15 protein-coding genes are annotated in these 20,496 nt (G+C 45.8%); 8 read left to right on the forward strand and 7 right to left on the reverse strand.

The window, feature by feature from the left end; genetic code table 11:
• Positions 1-5: 5 nt before the first annotated feature.
• Complete coding sequence (locus tag Q1V85_RS09405; protein WP_300599225.1) at positions 6-572, reverse strand: sigma-70 family RNA polymerase sigma factor; 567 nt, start codon at positions 570-572, stop codon at positions 6-8.
• Positions 573-708: 136 nt separating this feature from the next.
• Between Q1V85_RS09405 and Q1V85_RS09410 the strand changes: the two genes are divergently transcribed.
• Complete coding sequence (locus Q1V85_RS09410; protein WP_300599227.1) at positions 709-918, forward strand: hypothetical protein; 210 nt, start codon at positions 709-711, stop codon at positions 916-918.
• Positions 919-1,064: 146 nt separating this feature from the next.
• On the forward strand, positions 1,065-2,720 hold the full coding sequence (locus Q1V85_RS09415) for a DEAD/DEAH box helicase (protein ID WP_300599229.1): 1,656 nt from the start codon (positions 1,065-1,067) through the stop codon (positions 2,718-2,720).
• Between the two features lie 64 nt (positions 2,721-2,784).
• Here the strand turns inward: Q1V85_RS09415 and Q1V85_RS09420 are convergent, their stop codons facing one another.
• Positions 2,785-3,558, reverse strand: a complete 774-nt coding sequence (locus Q1V85_RS09420; protein WP_300599231.1) for an SIMPL domain-containing protein — start codon at positions 3,556-3,558, stop codon at positions 2,785-2,787.
• A gap of 202 nt (positions 3,559-3,760) precedes the next feature.
• On the opposite strand from Q1V85_RS09420, the gene Q1V85_RS09425 reads away from it, so the two are divergent.
• The gene (locus Q1V85_RS09425) at positions 3,761-4,396 is read left to right on the forward strand and encodes a DUF4136 domain-containing protein (protein WP_300599234.1); all 636 of its coding nucleotides are present in this window, start codon (positions 3,761-3,763) and stop codon (positions 4,394-4,396) included.
• A gap of 280 nt (positions 4,397-4,676) precedes the next feature.
• Here the strand turns inward: Q1V85_RS09425 and Q1V85_RS09430 are convergent, their stop codons facing one another.
• The 3 genes from Q1V85_RS09430 to Q1V85_RS09440 all read right to left on the reverse strand — a co-directional run bounded on the left by Q1V85_RS09430 (position 4,677) and on the right by Q1V85_RS09440 (position 7,732).
• Positions 4,677-5,165, reverse strand: coding sequence for a VOC family protein (locus tag Q1V85_RS09430; RefSeq protein ID WP_300599237.1), 489 nt, complete (start codon positions 5,163-5,165; stop codon positions 4,677-4,679).
• Between the two features lie 88 nt (positions 5,166-5,253).
• The gene (locus tag Q1V85_RS09435) at positions 5,254-6,219 is read right to left on the reverse strand and encodes an ROK family protein (protein WP_300599239.1); all 966 of its coding nucleotides are present in this window, start codon (positions 6,217-6,219) and stop codon (positions 5,254-5,256) included.
• A gap of 22 nt (positions 6,220-6,241) precedes the next feature.
• Positions 6,242-7,732 carry an MFS transporter gene (locus tag Q1V85_RS09440; RefSeq protein WP_300599241.1) on the reverse strand — a complete coding sequence of 497 codons (1,491 nt, stop codon included), beginning with the start codon at positions 7,730-7,732 and terminating at the stop codon, positions 6,242-6,244.
• Between the two features lie 132 nt (positions 7,733-7,864).
• Between Q1V85_RS09440 and Q1V85_RS09445 the strand changes: the two genes are divergently transcribed.
• The 4 genes from Q1V85_RS09445 to Q1V85_RS09460 all read left to right on the forward strand — a co-directional run bounded on the left by Q1V85_RS09445 (position 7,865) and on the right by Q1V85_RS09460 (position 14,384).
• Positions 7,865-9,295, forward strand: a complete 1,431-nt coding sequence (locus Q1V85_RS09445; RefSeq protein ID WP_300599243.1) for a glycogen synthase — start codon at positions 7,865-7,867, stop codon at positions 9,293-9,295.
• A 68-nt stretch (positions 9,296-9,363) separates the two neighbouring features.
• The gene (locus Q1V85_RS09450; protein ID WP_300599245.1) at positions 9,364-10,644 is read left to right on the forward strand and encodes a glucose-1-phosphate adenylyltransferase; all 1,281 of its coding nucleotides are present in this window, start codon (positions 9,364-9,366) and stop codon (positions 10,642-10,644) included.
• 269 nt (positions 10,645-10,913) lie between these two features.
• On the forward strand, positions 10,914-12,260 hold the full coding sequence (locus Q1V85_RS09455) for an MFS transporter (protein ID WP_300599246.1): 1,347 nt from the start codon (positions 10,914-10,916) through the stop codon (positions 12,258-12,260).
• A gap of 273 nt (positions 12,261-12,533) precedes the next feature.
• Positions 12,534-14,384 (forward strand): glycoside hydrolase family 13 protein, encoded by a 1,851-nt coding sequence (locus Q1V85_RS09460; protein ID WP_300599248.1) that lies wholly within the window; start codon positions 12,534-12,536, stop codon positions 14,382-14,384.
• Positions 14,385-14,451: 67 nt separating this feature from the next.
• On the opposite strand, the gene Q1V85_RS09465 is transcribed toward Q1V85_RS09460, so the two are convergent.
• Complete coding sequence (locus Q1V85_RS09465) at positions 14,452-15,204, reverse strand: GLPGLI family protein (RefSeq protein WP_300599249.1); 753 nt, start codon at positions 15,202-15,204, stop codon at positions 14,452-14,454.
• A 14-nt stretch (positions 15,205-15,218) separates the two neighbouring features.
• Entirely contained in the window at positions 15,219-18,038 is a 2,820-nt protein-coding gene (locus tag Q1V85_RS09470; protein ID WP_300599250.1) for a TonB-dependent receptor, read from the reverse strand.
• Positions 18,039-18,498: 460 nt separating this feature from the next.
• Here Q1V85_RS09470 and glgB point away from each other — a divergent pair, with 460 nt between their 5' ends.
• The gene (glgB, locus tag Q1V85_RS09475; RefSeq protein ID WP_300599251.1) at positions 18,499-20,463 is read left to right on the forward strand and encodes a 1,4-alpha-glucan branching protein GlgB; all 1,965 of its coding nucleotides are present in this window, start codon (positions 18,499-18,501) and stop codon (positions 20,461-20,463) included.
• Positions 20,464-20,496: the final 33 nt, after the last annotated feature.

Raw genomic sequence — 20,496 nt, forward strand, 5'->3', positions numbered from 1 at the left:
TCCAACTACTTTTTATATTGAGAAAAGAATATTTTTTTCAGCCGCATCAGGCATTTATACTTCTGAGTTTTAGCATTTTCTGCGTTGGTATAGCCAAATGTTTCGGCTATTTCCAGCATGCTCTTTTTCTTAAAGTAAAAGGCCTCCAATAAACTTTTGCAAGGCTCGCCCAGGTGCTGGATCGAATGATGCATCAGGTCAAATTCCTGGTCCTTTTGCTCATGCACTTCCAGATCATCATCTACTTTCACCAGGTTTTCAGAATCATTCCATTCTTCCGTAAACCGGCTTTGCTGCTGTAACCTCTTTAACCACAGTCGCTTAGCTACTGAATATAAATATGTTTTGATCTGGCAGTTAAGCTCAAATGTTCCTGACCGCGCCTTTTCAAAGAGTACCACCATCGCTTCCTGGAAAATATCCCGGGCATCATCGGCGGTACCATTATTATTGACTACCAAAGCCTGAATGAGGTTGTAATGCTGTTTGTATATTTCTTCGGTTGACTTCTTATCATTGCGCGCTAAACCCTTCAGTAGCAATATTTCCTGTTCTAAGATCGTCTCTTTCACGCTTTGTTCCGTTTATAATACTTTTTTTTAAAAATAGTAACCCTTTCCCACTAAGAAAAACTTTTTTATCGGCAGGCAGGTTACCTTTCCTGAATTTTTGTATTAACCTTAAATCTCTAATCTAAAAATTAAAGTAATGAAAAAAATATTTATTATCCTGGCAATCAGTTCTGTAGGTTTTGTAGCATGTAATAATAGTGGAGAAGGAGAAAAAGGTGCAGATACTACAGCCGTTGCTCCAACCGAACCCGCCAGCGTTACACCGGCCGCTCCTGCAAATACCGATACGGTGATCAATCTGGACACCAATCATGCACCTGCAGCAGATACTTCTGTAAAAAAATAAGTGATTCATATTCGGCAAATAAAAGGCCATCCCCGAACAGGCAGGATGGCTTTTTTATGTTTACTGTTCATTGCTGTTCGAGACTTAAAGTCTCGAACAGCAAAAAAAAGCATACCTTTGCGGGTTCATTTTATAAAAATATTTTAGTGGTTACATTTGAATCGTTGGGAATTGAAGAGGGACTCCTTCAATCATTACAGCAAATAGGGTTTCAAACCCCTACTCCAATACAGGAACAAGCAATACCGGTTTTATTAGAGGGAACAAAAGATTTTATCGGACTGGCGCAAACCGGTACCGGTAAAACGGCTGCCTTTGGTTTGCCATTGCTGCAACTGATTGACCGGTCATTTCCTTCTCCCCAGGCACTGATCATTTGTCCTACCCGGGAATTGTGTTTGCAGATTACGAACGACCTGCAAACCTTCCGTCAAAAGAATGCACATATCGGCATCACCGCCGTATATGGGGGAACTGCAATCAGTCAGCAGATCCGTGAAATAAAAAGAGGAACACATATTGTTGTAGCAACACCGGGGCGGTTAATTGACCTGATCGAACGAAAAGCGATCAACCTGGAAGATATTCACTACGTAGTACTGGATGAAGCGGATGAGATGTTGAACATGGGCTTTAAAGATGATATTGAATTCATCCTGAAGGAAACGCCCAACCGCCAGAGCACCTGGCTGTTTAGTGCTACCATGCCCAAAGAGATCCGGCAGGTAAGTAAGCGCTATATGGAAAATCCCTTTGAAATTACGGTGGGAAAAGCCAACTCAGCCAATACCAATATTGCCCATCAGTATTATCAGACGCAACATATCAACCGGTACGAGACGTTGAAACGCATTATCGATTTTAACCCGGGGATGTATGGCATTGTATTTACAAGAACCAAGGCAGATGCCCAGCAGATCACCGAACAATTGATTCGTGAAGGATATGATATTGAGGCGTTGCACGGAGATCTTACCCAGGTACAGCGCGATAAAGTAATGGGCCGTTTCCGCGAAAAATCACTGGAGCTGTTAATTGCAACGGATGTGGCCGCACGGGGCATTGATGTGCAGGGGATCACACATGTAATTAATTATGAGCTTCCTGATGATACGGAAGTATATACCCACCGGAGTGGACGTACCGGTCGTGCCGGTCTTAGTGGCATCTCCATTTCGATTGTAACACCCAAGGAAGTATACCGGTTAAGACAAATCGAAAAGCTGATCAACACAAAGTTCAATAAGATCGATATTCCATCGGGTAAGGATGTTTGCCGGAAGCAGTTCTTCCATTTTATCGATAAAATGTTGAAAGCCGATATCAGTCATGGGGAATACGAAGCCTATGTGCCGGTATTGGAAGAGAAATTTGAAAACATCAGTAAGGAGGAAGTGTTACAGCGTGTTGCAGCCCTGGAATTTGACCGCTTCCTGAAATATTATGAAAACTCTGTAGATCTGAACCTGCGGAACGACCGCGGCGGCGACGACCGGAAAGGCGCACGCGGGCAGGAGCGGGGTAGCCGCGGATTTGGCAACGGACAATACCAGCGCCTGTTTGTAAACCTGGGAACAAAAGACGGTTTTTACAAAGCCAGCTTCCTGCAGTTTATCCTGGACATGAGCCGCCTGAGTAAGGATAACCTGGGCCGGATCGATATGAAGGAAATGAACAGCTGGGTTGAAGTGGATTCCGCTTCTGCACGCATCATGATCAAGGCCCTCGACGGAAAAAACTACCGGGGCAGAAGGATTCGCATGAACGACGCCGAAAGTGGTGGCGGGCGCAGAAAGGGATAGGGGGTAAAAGAAATGTTTAAAGTGAGCAGTGAAATGTTATGCATTTCACTGCTCACTTTTCTGTTTATTTAACCACACATTCCAGGTTTACCGTAATGCTGGCGGTTTTGTTTTTGGATGAAGTATTAAAAGTGCCTCCATAGCTGTAATCCTCATTGGTGTTTTGTCCCGTGATCTGAAAGATCCCCATATTGGCCTTAACCACGTTGCCTAAAGCGCCGCCTGTGTTTTTGGCAATCGTCTCTGCCCGTTTGCGCGCATCTTCCGCAGCCTTTGCCAGCAGGTCTAACTTAAGATCCGCCAGTTTGGTATAAAAATACAAGGGCTCCGGTGAATTGAGCTCGATACCTGTTTCGATCAGTTCGGTAATTTCCCGGGAAAGTGCTTCCACCTTTGCAATATCACCCGATTCTACTTTTACATTCTGGGTAAGGTTATAACCGCCAAATGTGGTGGTGGTCGACTTGGTTTCTTCGTTATAGTTCGACCGGAAGATCTTATCGATCTTCACAGAAGAAAAGATCATCTGCTTGGGCGTAATACCTTTGCGGGTAAGGTAATTCCGTACATTGGTTTCATCCTGCTTTAATAATGCGTATGCCGCTTTTAAATCAAAGTCGGTGCGGTTATAGCTGCCGTTCCAGGCAATAAGATCACTGGTAAAATCTTTTTCAGCGCTGCCGGTTACCCGGATGGTCTGGCGGCTTTTGAATTTATATTTATAGGCGCCGGCTACAATAAACCCGGCCAGCAAAATACAAATTCCAATAATGGCAAGGCCTATTAAACCACGATTGCCGGAATTGGTGTTTGTTCCGGTATTTTCTGTGTTACTCATATAACTAAATTAGGCAAAAGGCTGCAGCTGGCAAAATTCACGGGCGTGCAGGGCAGAAGGGCCTGTTAGAATAAATGGGTTTTCTCAAAGCAGCTTATCTCTTGATTGTGAATGATTTTGGTTTTTTTCACAAATAATTTACAACCCACTTGTTATCTATTTACTGTTTTCAGCGTCTTACTTGTAGAAAAACAGAAGTAAAATGAAAAGCCGTTTAATAAAATTTTTAGGAGTGGCGGCGGTAATCCTGGTGCTGGCTGGCTGTGGTCCTTCAGCACACGTAGAAACTTCCCGCGATGCCAATTTTAGCCGGTACCGCACATTTGCATGGGCTGAAAAAAAAGACCGCCGGGGTCGCACCGGCAATAGTACTATGATGGAAAGCCAGGTTAAAAGTGCTATTTCAGATCGTTTGCAATCCCGTATGGGTTGGCAGCAGGTATCGCGTAATCCGGATGTGATCTTAAGTTATGATGTGTTGGTAGAGCGCGGATCACGGATAGAATCGGATCCCCGTTATGGCTGGGGAGGATTCCGTACTTTTTATAACCCCTACAGTCGCCGTTTTTATAATGTGTATTATCCTTCAACGTTTATGGGGTATGACAACTATGAAGTGCCCACAAAAGAAGGAACCATTACGGTAACAATGGTAGATGCCCGTACAGACGAAACGGTTATGCAGGGGTGGGCTACAGATGAGGTAAACAGCCGAAGGATTTCAGGAAGAGAGATCGACCGGATCGTGGATGCGATCTTCAGAAAATGGGAATCCGGCTCAAGGAATAACCGGTACAATGAGGGAAGAAGAAATTCCCGTTCCGGCGGACGGTATTAAAGATATTGAAGACAGTAGTTTGGTTTGGTAGTTACAATGGGCCTCTGTTATTTTTAACGGAGGCCCTTCTTTTTTGTTTCAGGTTTCCCGTTCAAAGTTCCAGGTTAAATTTCGTTTCATACCTGGTGGAGATGTCAACGCTCCAAGCCGTGGCGTCATCAACTGATAGCTGAATCTGATAGCTGAAGGCTGATGGCTGAAAACTGATGGCCGTTCCTGGTTTCACGTTCAAAGTTCCAGGTTAGATCCGGCCCCGGGCCTGAAGCTTTAAGGTGATGCGTTAAACATCGCGCTCTTTCAACAGCTGATCGAGATCCAGTTCGCGCGTATACATTTCAAGACTGCCGTCCGGGTGCTGCGGCCAGGCCTCCTTTGGACGGTCCCAGTAAAGTTCAACGCCATTTCCATCCGGATCGTTCAGGTACAGGGCCTCTGATACGCCATGATCTGCAGCGCCGGTAAGCGGATAATGCGCCTGTATAAGCTGGTATAAAATATTGGCCAGATCTTTTCGCGTGGGATAGAGAATGGCCGTATGAAAAAGGCCCGGTGCCTTTACCGGTGCGGGCGGTGCATCTTTGCTGTACCAGGTATTCAAACCAATATGGTGATGGTATCCTCCGGCGGAAATAAAGGCGGCCTGTGTACCATACATGGTGGTGAGCTCAAATCCCAGCAATCCGCAATAAAAATCAATTGACCGCTGCAGGTCGGAAACCTTCAGGTGTACATGACCGATCCTGGTTGCGGAAGGAATTTTATAATCCATAATTTTTGTTTCAGCCCGCCCGGACGACCGGGGTTTGAAGTTTAAAGTTTCATCTTGGGGATGGTACCTGAAACGTTAAACTGGAACGTTAAGCCTCCCAGGCAAGTGCACTGGCACCCAGGATCGCCGCATCGGCTTCTTTCAGTTCACTGAACACCAGCTTTACCTTGTTTTGAAAAATAGGCAGCAGGTTTTTTTCCATGTGCTCCTTCGTGGGCTTCATAATATAATCACCTGCCTTTATAACGCCACCAAAAAGAATAATGGCTTCCGGCGAAGAGAACATAATAAAGTTGGCCAGCGCTTCTCCCAATATCTGTCCGGTATAACGGAATACCTCCATTGCGGTTTCATCTCCTTTTTCAGCCAGTTCAAATACGGCAAGGGAATCAAGGTTTTCCTCCGGAACATCATTCAATGCGGAGTGAATATTTTCGGCTCTTAATTTTTTAGCGGTAATGGCAATACCGGTTGCGGAGCAATAGGCCTCCAGCGATCCGTGTGCACCTGTGCTCCAGTGTTTACGTCCACCCGGGCGTACGATCGTGTGCCCCAGTTCACCGGCAAACCCGTCATGGCCATACAGCATCAGCCCATTCGCAACAATGCCGCTGCCCACGCCCGTACCCAGGGTGATCATGATGAAATCTTTCATGCCTCTTGCCGCGCCATACATCATTTCACCCATGGCCGCTGCATTGGCATCATTGGTAAGGGTACAGGGAATGCCGAATTTATCGCTCACCAGTTTTGCAATCGGAATGACACCTCTCCAGGGGAGGTTTGGTGCATATTCGATCGTTCCTGTATAATAGTTTCCATTGGGAGCGCCCATGCCGATGCCCTTGATGCCAATGGCATTATTTTTTTCAATAATGGGCTTCATCGCCTCATAAAGGCCTTCAATAAATGCTTCAATAGTAGGATATGCATCCGTTTTTATATCTCCTTTATCCAAAATTTCACCCCTGTGATTCACAATGCCGTATTTGGTATTTGTACCACCTATATCAATGCCAATCGCTAATTCACTTGACAAGTCTAAAATTCCCATATCATTATTCATTTAATACATATTAATGTCCGCCCCCCGAAGTCTTTACATCATAATCGATGCCTTGCTGTTTCAGGGCGGCCTTTGCCCTTATGGCATAAAAGGCAAGATAAGCAAAGCAAGCGACACCAACAAAGTAAGAATACTGGATGCCCAGGTGTTCCGGAGCTGCCAGCCAGCCCTGGAGCAGGCTTACAAAGCCACCACCCATAATCATAAAAATGAGCAGGCTGGAACCTTTATTGGTAAACTTACCTAAGCCGGCGATGGACAATGTAAAGATACAGGGCCAGAGGGTAGAGCAGAATAGCCCTACGCAGATAAAAGCATAAACGCTGGTCATTTTATCGGCAAAGATTCCGATAAGCAGGGCAAGCATGCCCATGCAACTAAAAATGAGCAACTGTCTTGCCGGGTTTCCCTTACTTAAAATATCGCAAACGATGAGGCCCACAATCAGGAGGGCATAAATATAAAAAGGTGTGATATCATGGTTTGCGATCTTGTTTACCAGCAGGAAAACGGCAAACGCGATATAGGGCATCAGGAATCGCAAAATGCTTTTTGCACCCTTTGAGAGATCAAAAGCGCCTACAGACCCTGTCCAGCGACCGATCATCAGGCTGGCCCAGTAAAGGGATACAAAGGGTGCGATCTTATCGGTAGGTGTTTGCAGGTGCTCTTTCATAAACTCCGGCAAATTGGCCGCGGTGCTTACTTCTACACCTACATAAACAAATATGGCAATCATACCCAGCACCAGTTGGGGGTATGCAAAAACAGAATGCCGTGCCGGTGGGGTTACGCTGGTTTCCAGATCCAGCGATTGTTTGCTGCCATCTGCTTCCAGGTTATCCGATGTGGAAATGGCTTCAAGATCGATCTTATTCGGAACTGAAGAAAACCGGAAAATGATTGCCACAATCACAAACGCTAATCCCAACACCAGGTAGGGAACTTTAATGCTCTGGATATCTGCACTGGCGCTGGACGCGGTAACAGATCCGAAGATCGCAAAGCTTACGACCAGGGGCCCGATGGTGGTACCAAAATTATTAACACCACCGGCAAGGCTCAAACGCTGTGAGCCCAGCTTGGGATCTCCCATAATAATGGCCAGGGGATTGGCCGCGGTTTGCTGAAGTGAAAAACCAAGACCTACAATAAACAGACCTACAATAAATAAGGCAAAGGATTCCTGTTGAGCGGCAGGGTAAAACATCAGGGTGCCCAGGGCAGAGATGATGAGGCCCAGCGAAATACCATTTTTATAACCAATCTTTTGAAGAAGGTCTTTGCGGATGGCGCTGCTGATCAAAAGGAAGATCAGGGAGCCGATGGTATACGCTACATAAAATGCAAAAGAAACCATTTGGGATTGTACCTGGGTAAGGTGCAATTTTTCTTTAAACACCGGTATCAGGATATCATTACTGGCAGCAACAAAGCCCCAGAAAAAAAACACGATAATTAACGTTCCAAATTGAGACCATTTTGTCGTTTGATTCGCCATGTCAATCGTTTAATTTTTAAGAGGTAGTAAATGTAAATAGTTATCATCTAAATAAAAATTTTAATTCTTTCCATTGCAATTTCTATTCATTTATAAATAATGCTTACATTAGTAACGGAAGAAACTAGTATTATGGAAATAATTCATGTATCAGCAGAGTGTTATCCGATGGCAAAGGCTGGCGGATTGGGAGACGTAGTGGGGGCCTTGCCCAAGTATCAGAATGAGCTTGGACATACGGCTAAAGTAGTGATGCCAATGTACCGGACAAAGTTCTTATACCAGAACGAATGGGAGCTGGTACACGAGGGCGGGCAGGCATTGGGAAATGAATGGTTTAAATACAGTGTCATAAAGGAGAAGACCAATAAGCTGGGGTTTGATCTGTACCTGGTAGATATCAATGGGAAACTGGATCGTGAGCGGATCTACGGGTATGAAGACGACACCGAGCGTTTCATTGCCTTCCAGCTGGCGGTGTGCGACTGGATCGGACGCTGGCAGCACCGGCCGGATGTGATCCACTGCCACGATCACCATACCGGGCTGATCCCGTTTATGGCAAGACATGCGTACGCCTTCCGCTACCAGCTGGGAAGTATACCTACCGTGTTCACAATACATAACGGGGAATACCAGGGGCAATTTGGCTGGGATAAGCATTATTACCTGCCGGCCTATGATTCCTGGAACTGGGGATTGCTGGATTGGAACGATGCCATTAACCCGATGGCATCGGCCATCAAATGCGCCTGGAAGGTAACTACGGTGAGCCCCAGTTATATGAATGAACTGAAACATTCGGCAAACGGATTGCAAAACCTTTTCGAGTATGAAAAGGGCAAGTGCATGGGTATTATTAATGGTATAGATACCGAAGTGTGGAATCCGCAAACTGATGGGTTTATTGCAAAAAATTACGATACCGAAGCCGTAACAACGGGGAAGGATAAGAATAAAAAAGAATTAACGGCACAGTTTGGACTGGATCCCGAAAAACCGCTGATCACGTTTATTGGCCGGCTGGTAGGGGAGAAGGCGGCGGACCTGCTGCCTGATGCCATCAGTCAGTCGATTTACCAGTACCAGGGAAAGGCCAATTTCCTGATCCTGGGTTCCGGCGATCCTGAAATAGAAAATCAGCTGGATGCGATGAAAAACCGGTTCAAAGGTTATTTCAATGCCTATATTGGTTATAATGAAGGGCTGAGCCATTTACTATATGCCGGTTCCGATTTCCTGCTCATGCCCAGCCGGGTAGAACCCTGCGGCCTGAACCAGTTGTATGCACTGCGTTACGGAACGGTACCGGTGGTGCGGAACATTGGCGGGCTTAAGGATACCGTTGTGGACTTTGGTGATCAGGGTGGTTTTGGAATAAAAATGGAGCAGTCCAGTGTGGGTGATATCTCCTATTCTGTAGGCCGGGCCATTGATCTTTATTCTAACAAAAAAGATCTGTATGCGTCCATGCGCGGCCGGATGATGACCATCGATCATGGATGGGATATGTCTGCAAAACAGTACCTGCAGGTATATGAATCGCTTCAGCCAAAACAATAAAATAATAATACCGGGTTTACCGATTCCTTTTTATATTTATAACACCAAGCAATTTTAAACTATTCTATATGTCCATTTCAAATCAGATTATTGCCATGATCTTAGGCGGGGGAGCGGGTTCCAGGCTGGCTCCTTTAACCAGCACCCGCTCCAAGCCGGCGGTACCCATCGCAGGGAAGTACCGGCTGGTAGATATTCCCATTTCTAATTGCATCAACTCAGATATACATCGCATGTTTGTACTGACGCAGTTCAATTCGGCGTCATTAAACCGGCATATTAAGAATACCTACCGGTTCAGTGCTTTCAGTACCGCATTTGTAGATATTCTTGCGGCGGAACAAACACCGGATAATCCTACCTGGTTCCAGGGTACGGCAGATGCGGTGCGGCAGAGTCTGCGGCACCTGGGGCCTTTTCCCAGCGATTATGTACTGATCCTCTCCGGTGACCAGCTGTACCAGATGGACTTTAATAAAATGCTGGAGCAGCATAAAAAAAGCGGAGCGGAAATTTCTATTGCCACGATACCGGTTGGAGACCGTGAGGCACCGGAATTCGGTATTTTAAAGACCGACGAAAATCATTATATCTCTTCCTTTATTGAAAAGCCCTCGAAGGATATCCTGGAAGAATGGGAAAGCGATACCGGTGCTGCAATGCAGCAAAAAGGCCGGAACTACCTGGCTTCTATGGGTATTTATATTTTTAACCGGAAATTACTGGAATCGCTGTTGTTAAAGAAACATCCCGAAGCTACAGATTTTGGAAAAGAGATCATTCCCGCTTCGATCAGCGAATACAAGGTGGCCAGTTTTCAGTATGAAGGGTATTGGACGGATATCGGGAACATCTACTCCTTTTTTGAGGCCAACCTGGAACTGACTTCCGATATCCCGGAGTTCAACCTCTTTGACAATACCAAGGCGATCTTTACCCGTCCGCGGATGCTGCCGCCGGCAAAGATCAGCGGTACCACACTGGAGAAAACGGTGATTGCAGAAGGCTGTATCATCAATGCTTCGCGTATTGAGCACAGTGTGATCGGCATCCGGTCCCGGATCGGCTATGGCTCCACTATTGTGAGTTGTTATATTATGGGAAGCGATTTTTATGAAACGATTGAAGACCTGAGCCGCGATCAGAATAAGGGAATCCCGCCCATCGGTATCGGGAAGCGCTGTTACCTCCGTAATTGCATTATTGATAAAAACTGCCGCATCGGGGATGATGTACGGCTGAATGGCGGTACCCACCTGGAGAATACGGATCATGAGTTATATACCGTGAAGGATGGTATTATCGTGGTGAAAAAAGGCGCCGTGCTGCCCAGCGGATTTGTCGTGTAGGGTTCGCAGCTGTCCATAATTATTAAATAGGTTCCAACCGCCGCCTACCTGCCAGGTAGGCGGCGGTTGGGCGTTATAGCGAAGATGTTGAGGCAGGAACATATCAACCACAGGCCGGTAATGCATTTGCAGGCATGCGGTTCGTTGCTGTGGGAGAATGATTTCCGGAGCCGCTGAGCATAATGACTTTTAGAAGATGTGTTTTTTTTCAAAATAATTTATAATGTGTATTAAATACATATTAAATTTGCTGTTTAAACCCGGTTGCTATGTCTGTAACATTAAACGATCCAAAGCCAAAATTATCGCTGGCGGAGATCATCAACATGAGTGTCGGATTCTTTGGGATCCAGTTTGGCTGGGATCTGCAGCGCGCCAATATGGGCCGCATCTATGAGAACCTGGGTGCTGATCCGGACCAGGTGCCCCTGTTATTCCTGGCAGCGCCGCTGACCGGTTTGCTGGTGCAGCCGGTGATCGGGTACCTGAGTGATAAAACCTGGCACCCGCGATGGGGAAGACGGCGACCTTATTTTATGATTGGGGCGGTGATCAGTTCCGTCGCATTGTTCTTTATGCCGCACAGCAGCGCACTTTGGATGGCGGCCGGACTGTTGTGGGTACTGGATGTATTTGGCAATGTGGCCATGGAGCCCTTCCGGGCTTTTGTAACCGATAAGCTGCCGGATAGCCAGGTAAACCGCGGGTTTATCATGCAGAGCTTTATGATTGGGTTGGGCGGAAGTATTGCCTCGGCCCTTCCCTGGATGATGAAGAACCTGTTTCATTTTCAAAATACCGCGATGCCGGGCGAAATTCCTGAAAATGTAAAATGGTCGTTTTATCTGGGCGCCTTTTTTTTCCTGGCTTCCGTTTTGTACACCGTATTCACCTCGAAAGAATATCCGCCACGGGATTCAGCCAACAAAGAAACGGCTAAGGAATCTGCTAAAGGATTGGGAGGCGGCTTCCGGGAAATCATGCATGCGCTGCGCACCATGCCTCCCAAAATGCGGATCATTTCATTGGTACAGTTCTTTACCTGGCCGGGGTTGTTCCTGATGTGGTTTTATTATACTACGGCTGTTGCGGTAAATGTATTTGGTGGCAGGGATGCCAAAGACCCGGTATATGCGGCTGGTGCAGATTTTGGAAGCCTTACCCTGGCCTATTACAGCGTGGTTACTTTTTTATTTGCACTGGTGCTGCCGGCCATCGCAGACCGGTTAGGAAGGAAGGCCACGCATGCTTTATGCTTACTGGCGGGTGCGCTGGGCCTGATCAGTGTGGCCTGGGTTACGGATAAATATATGTTGTTTGTTTGTATGACCGGCGTGGGTATTGCCTGGGCAAGTATCCTGAGCATGCCCTATGCTATGCTGAGTGGGGTATTACCCAAAGACAAGGTGGGGATCTATATGGGCATTTTTAATTTCTTTATCGTGCTACCCGAAATCATCGCTTCATTAGGCTTTGGATGGCTGATGCGGAATGTATTGCACAACGACCGCTTACTGGCCGTACAGGTGGGGGGATGTTTAATGATCGTGGCTGCGGTTATTTGTTTTTGGCTGGTGAAGGATCCTCGATCCCAAGACAGATCAACTGAAGGTTGAATGCCGTTCCAGGTTTGAGGTTTAAAGTTTCAGGTTAGATCCGATTGTTACTGGATGTTTGATGCCGGATACCAGATTACATGACAGATCTGCTGAAGACTGAAGGCTGATCGCTGAAAACTATGGACGGTTTCAAGTTTCAGGTTGGATCCGTTTCATACTTGATGTGCAATACTGATAACTGAAGACTGATAACTGAAGACTGATAACTGAAAACTGATAACTGATTGCTAAAGGCTGATCGCTAAAAACTGAATACGAAAATAAAGAACAATGAAAAAAATTATTTTATCGTTTATCGTTTTGCTGATGCTTCAATTGGCACATGCTCAGTATGAACTCTATCCTACCAACTGGTGGGTACATATGAAATGGAACAAGGTACAGGTACTGGTACGGGCTGCCGGTAAAGATCTAAAAAACCAAACAGCAACTGTTCAATATCCCGGTGTAAAGCTGGAAAAAATTTCACGGTTCGAAAATCCACACTATCTGGTGCTGCACCTGGCAATTGGCCCGGAAGCCCGGCCGGGTATTGTAAATATAAAGATCGGTAAGGATGTGGTGCAATGGCCGCTGGGAAGCCGGCGGCCGGGTAATGGTACGGCTTTTGCAAACGGCGCTACTGCAGCCGACCTGATGTACCTGATCATGCCGGACCGTTTCAGCAACGGCGATCCTTCTAACGACCGGGTGCCGGGTATGCGGGATCAATCGCTGAACCGGGATTCGGTATTTGAACGGCACGGTGGGGATCTGAAGGGCGTGGAAAATCATCTGGATTACTTAAAGGACCTGGGTGTTACGGCGATATGGCTGAACCCCGTGATTGAAAATGATATGCCCAACCGCACCGAGCATGGTTATGCCTTTACCAATCATTATAAGATTGATCCCCGTATCGGCGGAGCGGCGGCCTATAAGGAACTGATCAATGCAACCCATGCCAAGGGAATGAAAATGATCCAGGATGCGGTCTATAATCATACCGGGCTGGAACATGTACTGTTCCGGGATCAGCCGGACAGCAGCTGGTTTCATCGCTGGCCGAAGTTTACCCAAACCAATTACAAGGACCAGGCAGTATTTGATCCGTATGGCTCAAAGATCGATCGGAAGATCATGGAGGATGGCTGGTTTGTACCTTCCATGCCGGATTGGGATCAAAGCAACCCGTTTGTGCAAACTTTTTTGATCCAACACGCATTGTGGAGTGTGGAGGAATTTGGTATCGACGGCTGGCGGGTGGATACCTATGCGTATAATGATCTGCCGTTCATGAACCGTTGCAACCAGGCGCTGTACAACGAATATCCGCGCATCAGCATCTTTGGCGAAACCTGGGTGCACGGAGTGGTCAACCAAAGCTATTTTTGTCAGAATAATTATTCCATTCCTTTTAAAAGCAACCTGCAGGCCACCACTGATTTTCAGACCCTGTTTTATGGAATCATTCCTGCGGTGACCCAGCCGTTCGGATGGACGGAAGGAGTGAATAAACTATACACCACGCTGGCACAGGATTTTGTTTACACAGATCCGATGCGCCAGGTGATCTTCCTGGATAACCATGATCTTGCCCGTTTTTATTCGGTTGTAAATGAAGATACGGCAAAATATAAACTGGCTTTTGCCTGGCTGCTTACCGGCAGGGGCATTCCGCAAATGTATTACGGCAGCGAAATCCTGATGAAGGGTACTACCTGGCCAAACGATGGTTATGTACGGCTGGATTTTCCGGGAGGATGGAAGGGGGATGCGCAGGATAAATTTGTTGCATCCGGACGTACCGAAAAAGAAAATGCGGTGTTTAACTATATCCGGACGCTGGCCAATTACCGGAAGCATTCATCGGCCATTACCAGTGGAAAGCTGCTGCAGTTTGCACCTTATGATGGGGTATATGTATATTTCCGGTACGACAGCAGGCAAACCATCATGTGTGCGATGAACACCAACAATAAGCCCGCAACCATTGCTACATCAAGGTTCGGGGAGGTGCTTCAGCGCTTCAAGCAGGGAAGGGATGTGGTCAGCAATACTTCCGTTGTGCTGGGTGATTCGCTTACGCTGCAGCCAATGTCGAACCTGGTGCTGGAGTTGCAGCAGCAAGGTACGTTGTAAGCTGTAATGGATCTTAATTTCCACATTTCCCTATTTTCACATTTCCACATTTTCACATTCCACACGCCTAAAGAAACGTTTGCCAGATTGTGGGCTGAAGGTACTTTGCCCCATCCTTGCCCCATGATTTACTCAGGTCTACCAGGGCCTGCATGATTTCCTTATCCGTTTTCTTTTTTCCCTTTGCAGGAGGTGCTACTGTACCTACATTCAATGTTAACGTGGTTGCTACCCAACTGGTATACATGCGCGGAATGGTTACTCCCAATATCATGCCGGGTAATCCATGCAACCCCATCGGTCCTCCACTTACGGTTATCTCATCGGTATAATAGGCAAACACATATACACTATCAAATAGGACAGTCGTTGCTTTCCTGCAATTGAAACCGGCAATAATGCGTTGATCATTGGGACTGATCTTCCACTGAATGGCGGGGAGCGGACCGGATATTAAATAATTATCATCGATAACTTTTAAATTGGTAAACGTATTACTTGCATAGTTGTTGTACCAGATATTGTCTTCCTGTGAACGGGAAAACCACATAGGCATTTTTTGTTTATCGGCCGTGCGGGCAAATTTATACAGTCCTGCCTGTTCATTAAACTGGTAGGTATAGTAGTTCAGGCTAAACTGCGGAATCTTGTCCTTTATCTGTGCCCAAAAACCGTTATCATCCTCATCGGTATCAAAACGGCTCATTTCCTTTTTCTGGTTTTTTCGTACTTCGTATTCAATGGTACCCCCGGTAATGAATTTTTGTGCGGTTGCGTTCAGCATTATCATCAGAGAACATAACAATAATATCGGTTTCATTATTTCTTTTTTAGTTATTTAGATGCCGGGGCAGGCGTACTGCCGGATTTGGTGATATTCCATACAAAGGATAACATCCAGAACCGTTTTAATACAGTCCGGTAGGATTCTGTAAAACTGGATGAGGAGAAATTACGACTATAACTCCTGTTTTGATTCAGGATATCATATATTGCGGCCCTTGCTTCAAATTTATTTTTAGCAAACTTCTTGGTAAGATTTGCATTCCATTTTACAAAGTCATAATTGCCCGGATATTTAGGATTTTTCTGCTGAAAGTAGGCATTTACATCACTGGAGAGGTCCAGGTTTTTAATGATCGTCCATCTTCCTGATATATAGCCGCCGCTGGTCCAGTATCGGATATCCGATTCCTTATTTGCAGAGCTGGCCGATATGTTATAGCCGATCTGGGGGTTGATACGGATATCATATTTTTCATCTTTATTCTTGGAAACGGAGAATTCGAACGTATAGCCTGTTGTCCGGGTGTTAATTTTCGTTGGGTCGCTGTTTACGCCGCCCGCTGCAAAATCTATGTTTTGTGCAAACTCCATTTGCGGACTGAATCCAAGAGAAATATTGGGCCCTTTTAGTTTTATATTATAATCCAGGTATGCTCCAAAATTATAAATACCATTGGCATTTACTGTTTGGTAGGTACGTATGGAATCTGTAAACCGGCTGAGGTTTACAAAGGCATTTTGGGTGAAGCTATACCGCATGCTTGCCCATATGCCTCTTTCTTTCAGCATTTTCCACGAATTATACGAAACCCTGAAGCTGTGCTGAAAGGAGGGATTTAGGCCGGGATTTCCGATCCGTTGATTTAAGGGATCGCTGTTGTCCCGTAACGGCTGTAACTGTTCAAGTGAAGGGGCATTGGTGGCTCCGTAATAGTTTAGATAAATACTCTCTGACGGGCGAAACTTATAATTGAAGCCGGCGCGGGGATAGTAGTTTACAAAGTGATATTTTCGTTCTGTATGCAGTGTCCTGTCCAGCTGTTCGTTTTCTGTAAAGCCGGTAATGGCGCCAAAAGAAAAATTGTATTTCTTTTTGGTCAGCCGGAAATTGAGCCCCGGGCTGTTCGAGAGCGTGTTGTACACAAAATCATTACTCAGCGAATCGATCCTGTTATCATAGTTGCCAGGTGTTCCGATCGCATTTACTTCGCGGTTATTGGTCCTGTTGTTTATTCCCAGGGCATAGCTCAGCTCCAGGTAGCCGTCTTTCATTACCGGTTCTGTGTAAGCAATTTTAGTATTCAGATTGTTCGATTCATTATTGCCCATGGTACGCTGATCAATGGTCTTCTGCCCGGTTGAATCGCCGTTTTTAAAGTAATCGATATCGGAAAACTGCAGCCCGGTTGTTTTCGATTTATTATAATCGAAGGAGGCATTTACAGAAAGGGTACGCGAGGGCTTTTTAAATTTGTGCATCCAAAGTAGATTGGTATTAAAGTTGCTCCGGTCGCTTTCGGATGACCCGTGACTCTTGTTGGTATTCAGGAACCGGCCCAACGTATCAGTGTATTCTGTATGGCCTGAATAATTGGAATTGCTGCTGTTCAGGTTGCCCCGTGCGATCCATTTCAGCGTATTGGAGGAATCCAGTTTTATTTCATAGGTAAGATTAATATTCTGTTTAAATGAAGAGCCGTAGGTGTTCCGCTCGTTGCTAACCAGCCAGGTGGAGTCGTGCCCGCCCAGGCTGATAAAGTTGCGTGAAAAGCTGCGGTTGTATGCCGGTGCATTGATTTTGGTAAACTTATAACCGGTGTTCAGGCTTTGCTTATCCTGATTGAATTTATTGCTGTAGTGCAGGCCCCCGTTCCAGTTGGTAGGAATGCCATCACTCCAGTTATAATCGTCGCCTCCGGAGTAAAACATAATTGAGCCGTCGCCGCCCATTTCTATATTTTCTGAATTACCACCGTATTTATTCCGGTCGTCCCAGTTCAGGTTAAGTGTACCTGTATTACTCATGATACCATAAGCTGCAATTTTCCGTTTGCCTTTAAAGGCATTGATCATGGCTGCATTATTAAATTTATTTTGAGAACCGGCGTCATCATTTTTACCGAGGCCACCTCCGGCTTCGATTTTTCCGAAGTACCCTTTCTTTTTATCTTCTTTCAGTTTTAAGTTGATCGTTTTCTCCCGTACGCCATCGTCGATACCGGTAAATGTGGCCTGGTCGCTTTTTTTATCATAAACTTCCACTTCTTTTACAATATCGGCACGCAGGTTTTTAGTGGCAATACCGGGGTCGTTTCCAAAAAATTCCTCCCCATCCACCAGCACGTTTTTCACGGTTTCACCCATGGCTTTAATCGTGCCGTTCCGGTCTACCTGGATCCCCGGTAATTTACGCAACAGCTCTTCTACATTTGCGCCTTCCCGTACTTTAAAGCTGTCGGCTGTATATACCGTAGTATCTCCTTTAATACGGATGGCCGATCCGCTTTTGACCACTACATTTTCAAGCATTTTTAATTTGGAGAATAACTGAATCGTTCCCAGGTTAAGCGGAGTGTTGGGCTGCAGGGTAACGTTATCAAAATAATCCGCAAAATAGGGATGGGTAACCATGACAATATATTTACCCGTATCAACATTGGCCATCTGAAAATCGCCCTGTTTGGAGGTTCTAGCGAATTTAATAAGCGTGGAATCTTTCTGACTAAGCAGTGATACCAGGGCGTTGGTAAGATCTCTATGTTCCGCCGAATCAGCCAGCTGGCCGTTGATCGTTCCGGCTGACTGTGCGGTGATGATTTGGCAGGTACAAAGCAAAAGCGTGAGCAAGGCGATTAATTTCAATCTCATGGTCTGTTTAATAATGGATTTATGGTTTAAAACGCGCCAAAGGAATTTTTGTTACGATATACGGAGCGAATCTACGAATAAAACGTAATAAAACTAAAATAATAGTTATTTTATTGCGGACCAAAGAGATTCTGCTGAACAGAATCCGGATCGTTCCACGCGGGTGCGATAAGCGTGTTTGCTGAAGGGCATTCCGGGGGGTATACAATTTTCCAGGATTGCATAAGCGGCAGGTAAATGATCGTCTTTTTTATTCTCATTGGTTATCGTTGGATGGTTTGTTCCCAAGGCAAATATTCCTATGACGCAAAAATGATGGTTTTCCACAAATTCCAACTGAAAGGAAGTTGTTCAATACGTTAAAGTATACAAAAAGTCTGGATAATGCCACCTGTTAGGGTAGTAAATCTCACCGGAAAATTCCTTAAAAATGTTGTACATTGCCTAAACAACTGTTCATATGCCAATAGATATAAAGAAACTCCAGGAAACATTTGAGGCGGCCAACTATATCGATACTTCCAAAACGGTGTGGAACTATTCCCTGTTAACAGACAATGATGTCCGGAATTTTCAAAACGGTACGCATTATGCGTTGTATGAAAAATTTGGATCACATTCCATAGAGGTGAATGGAACATGGGGCATGTATTTTTGTGTATGGGCACCCAACGCGCAATTTGTATTTGTAACCGGAAATTTTAACGACTGGAATAAAATTACCCATCCCTTAACGGCACGCTGGGATCACAGTGGCATTTGGGAGGGGTTTATACCGGGCTTTGAACTGGGCGAGTTATATAAGTATCATATTGTAGGTATGCAAAATACGGTAACGGATAAGGGCGATCCGTTTGCGCATTACTGGGAGCTGCGGCCAATGACGGCTTCTATTACCTGGGACCTGCATTACGATTGGAATGATGCGGAGTGGATGGCGAACCGGAAAAAGAAGAACGCGCTCAATGCGCCCTGGAGCGTGTATGAAGTACACCTGGCCAGCTGGCAGCGCCCGGATCCTTCAGACGAACATTCTTATAATTCCTATGACCAGCTGGTTACCAGCCTGGTGCCTTATGTAAAAGAAATGGGATTTACCCATGTGGAGCTGATGCCGGTGACCGAGTATCCGTTTGACGGGAGCTGGGGCTACCAGACCACCGGGTATTTTGCACCCACATCCCGGTTTGGAGATCCCCAGGGGTTTATGCGCCTGGTGGATGCCTTTCATCAGGCCGGTATTGGGGTGATCCTGGATTGGGTGCCCTCACATTTTCCTTACGATGCCCATGGTTTATACTTATTTGACGGGGAGCATACCTACGAGTATGCCGATATGCGAAAGGGATATCACCCGGATTGGAATTCTTATATTTTCAATTATAAAAGAGGAGAGGTAAAGTCTTTCCTGATCAGCAGTGCCCGTTTCTGGCTGGAACGGTTTCACCTGGATGGACTGCGCGTGGATGCAGTGAGCTCAATGCTAAAGCTGAACTATTCGCGGAATGAAGGAGAGTGGGAACCGAATGAATTTGGTGGTGATGGTAACCTGGAAGCCATTACGTTTATCAAACATCTGAATGAAACCATTTACCGCGATTTCCCGGATGTACAAACCATTGCCGAAGAAGCTACCGACTGGCCCGGTGTTTCCCGTCCTACTTTTGAAGATGGACTGGGGTTTGGTATGAAATGGATGATGGGCTGGATGCATGATTCCCTGGATTATTTTAAGCTGGATCCCGTACACCGGAAATTTCATCAGAACGACTTTACGTTTAGTATGATGTATTATTACGATGAAAACTTTATGCTGCCCATCAGCCATGATGAAGTGGTGCATGGTAAAAGTCCGCTGATCTATAAAATGCCCGGCGATCTATGGCAGAAGTTTGCCAATCTCCGTTTGTTTTTTACATATATGTGGACGCATCCCGGGGCCAAGTTATTGTTTATGGGATCGGAGTTTGGACAAACAACTGAATGGGATTATAAATCGGAGCTGAACTGGTCCTTATTGCAGCATAACAGTCATAAAGGCGCCCAGCAATGTCTGAAGGCTTTGAACGCTGTACTGGTGGAGGAGCCGGCGATGCATGTGAACCAGTTTAACCAGGATGGATTTGAATGGGTAGATCTGAATCACCGCACCGAAAGTGTAATGGTATATAAACGGAAGGGATTAAAAGCGGAAGATGATCTCCTGGTACTGCTGAATATGACGCCCGAAGTGCGCTATGATTGGGTGGTAACGGTTTCCGGAAAAACCTATACAGAAGAACTGTTTAATTCGGACCGGAGGCAATATGACGGAACGGGTGATGTATTTAATAAAGACATCCGTAGTGAACTGATCGACGCCGATACCCGGCAGTATAAGATTACGCTGAACCTGCCACCGCTGGCGGGGATTATTCTGAAGTAACTTACTAATTTGAGAATTTGAAAACTTGAGAAT

Origin of the sequence: Niabella sp., assembly GCF_030150205.1 — a bacterium.
Taxonomy (GTDB): Bacteria; Bacteroidota; Bacteroidia; order Chitinophagales; family Chitinophagaceae; genus Niabella.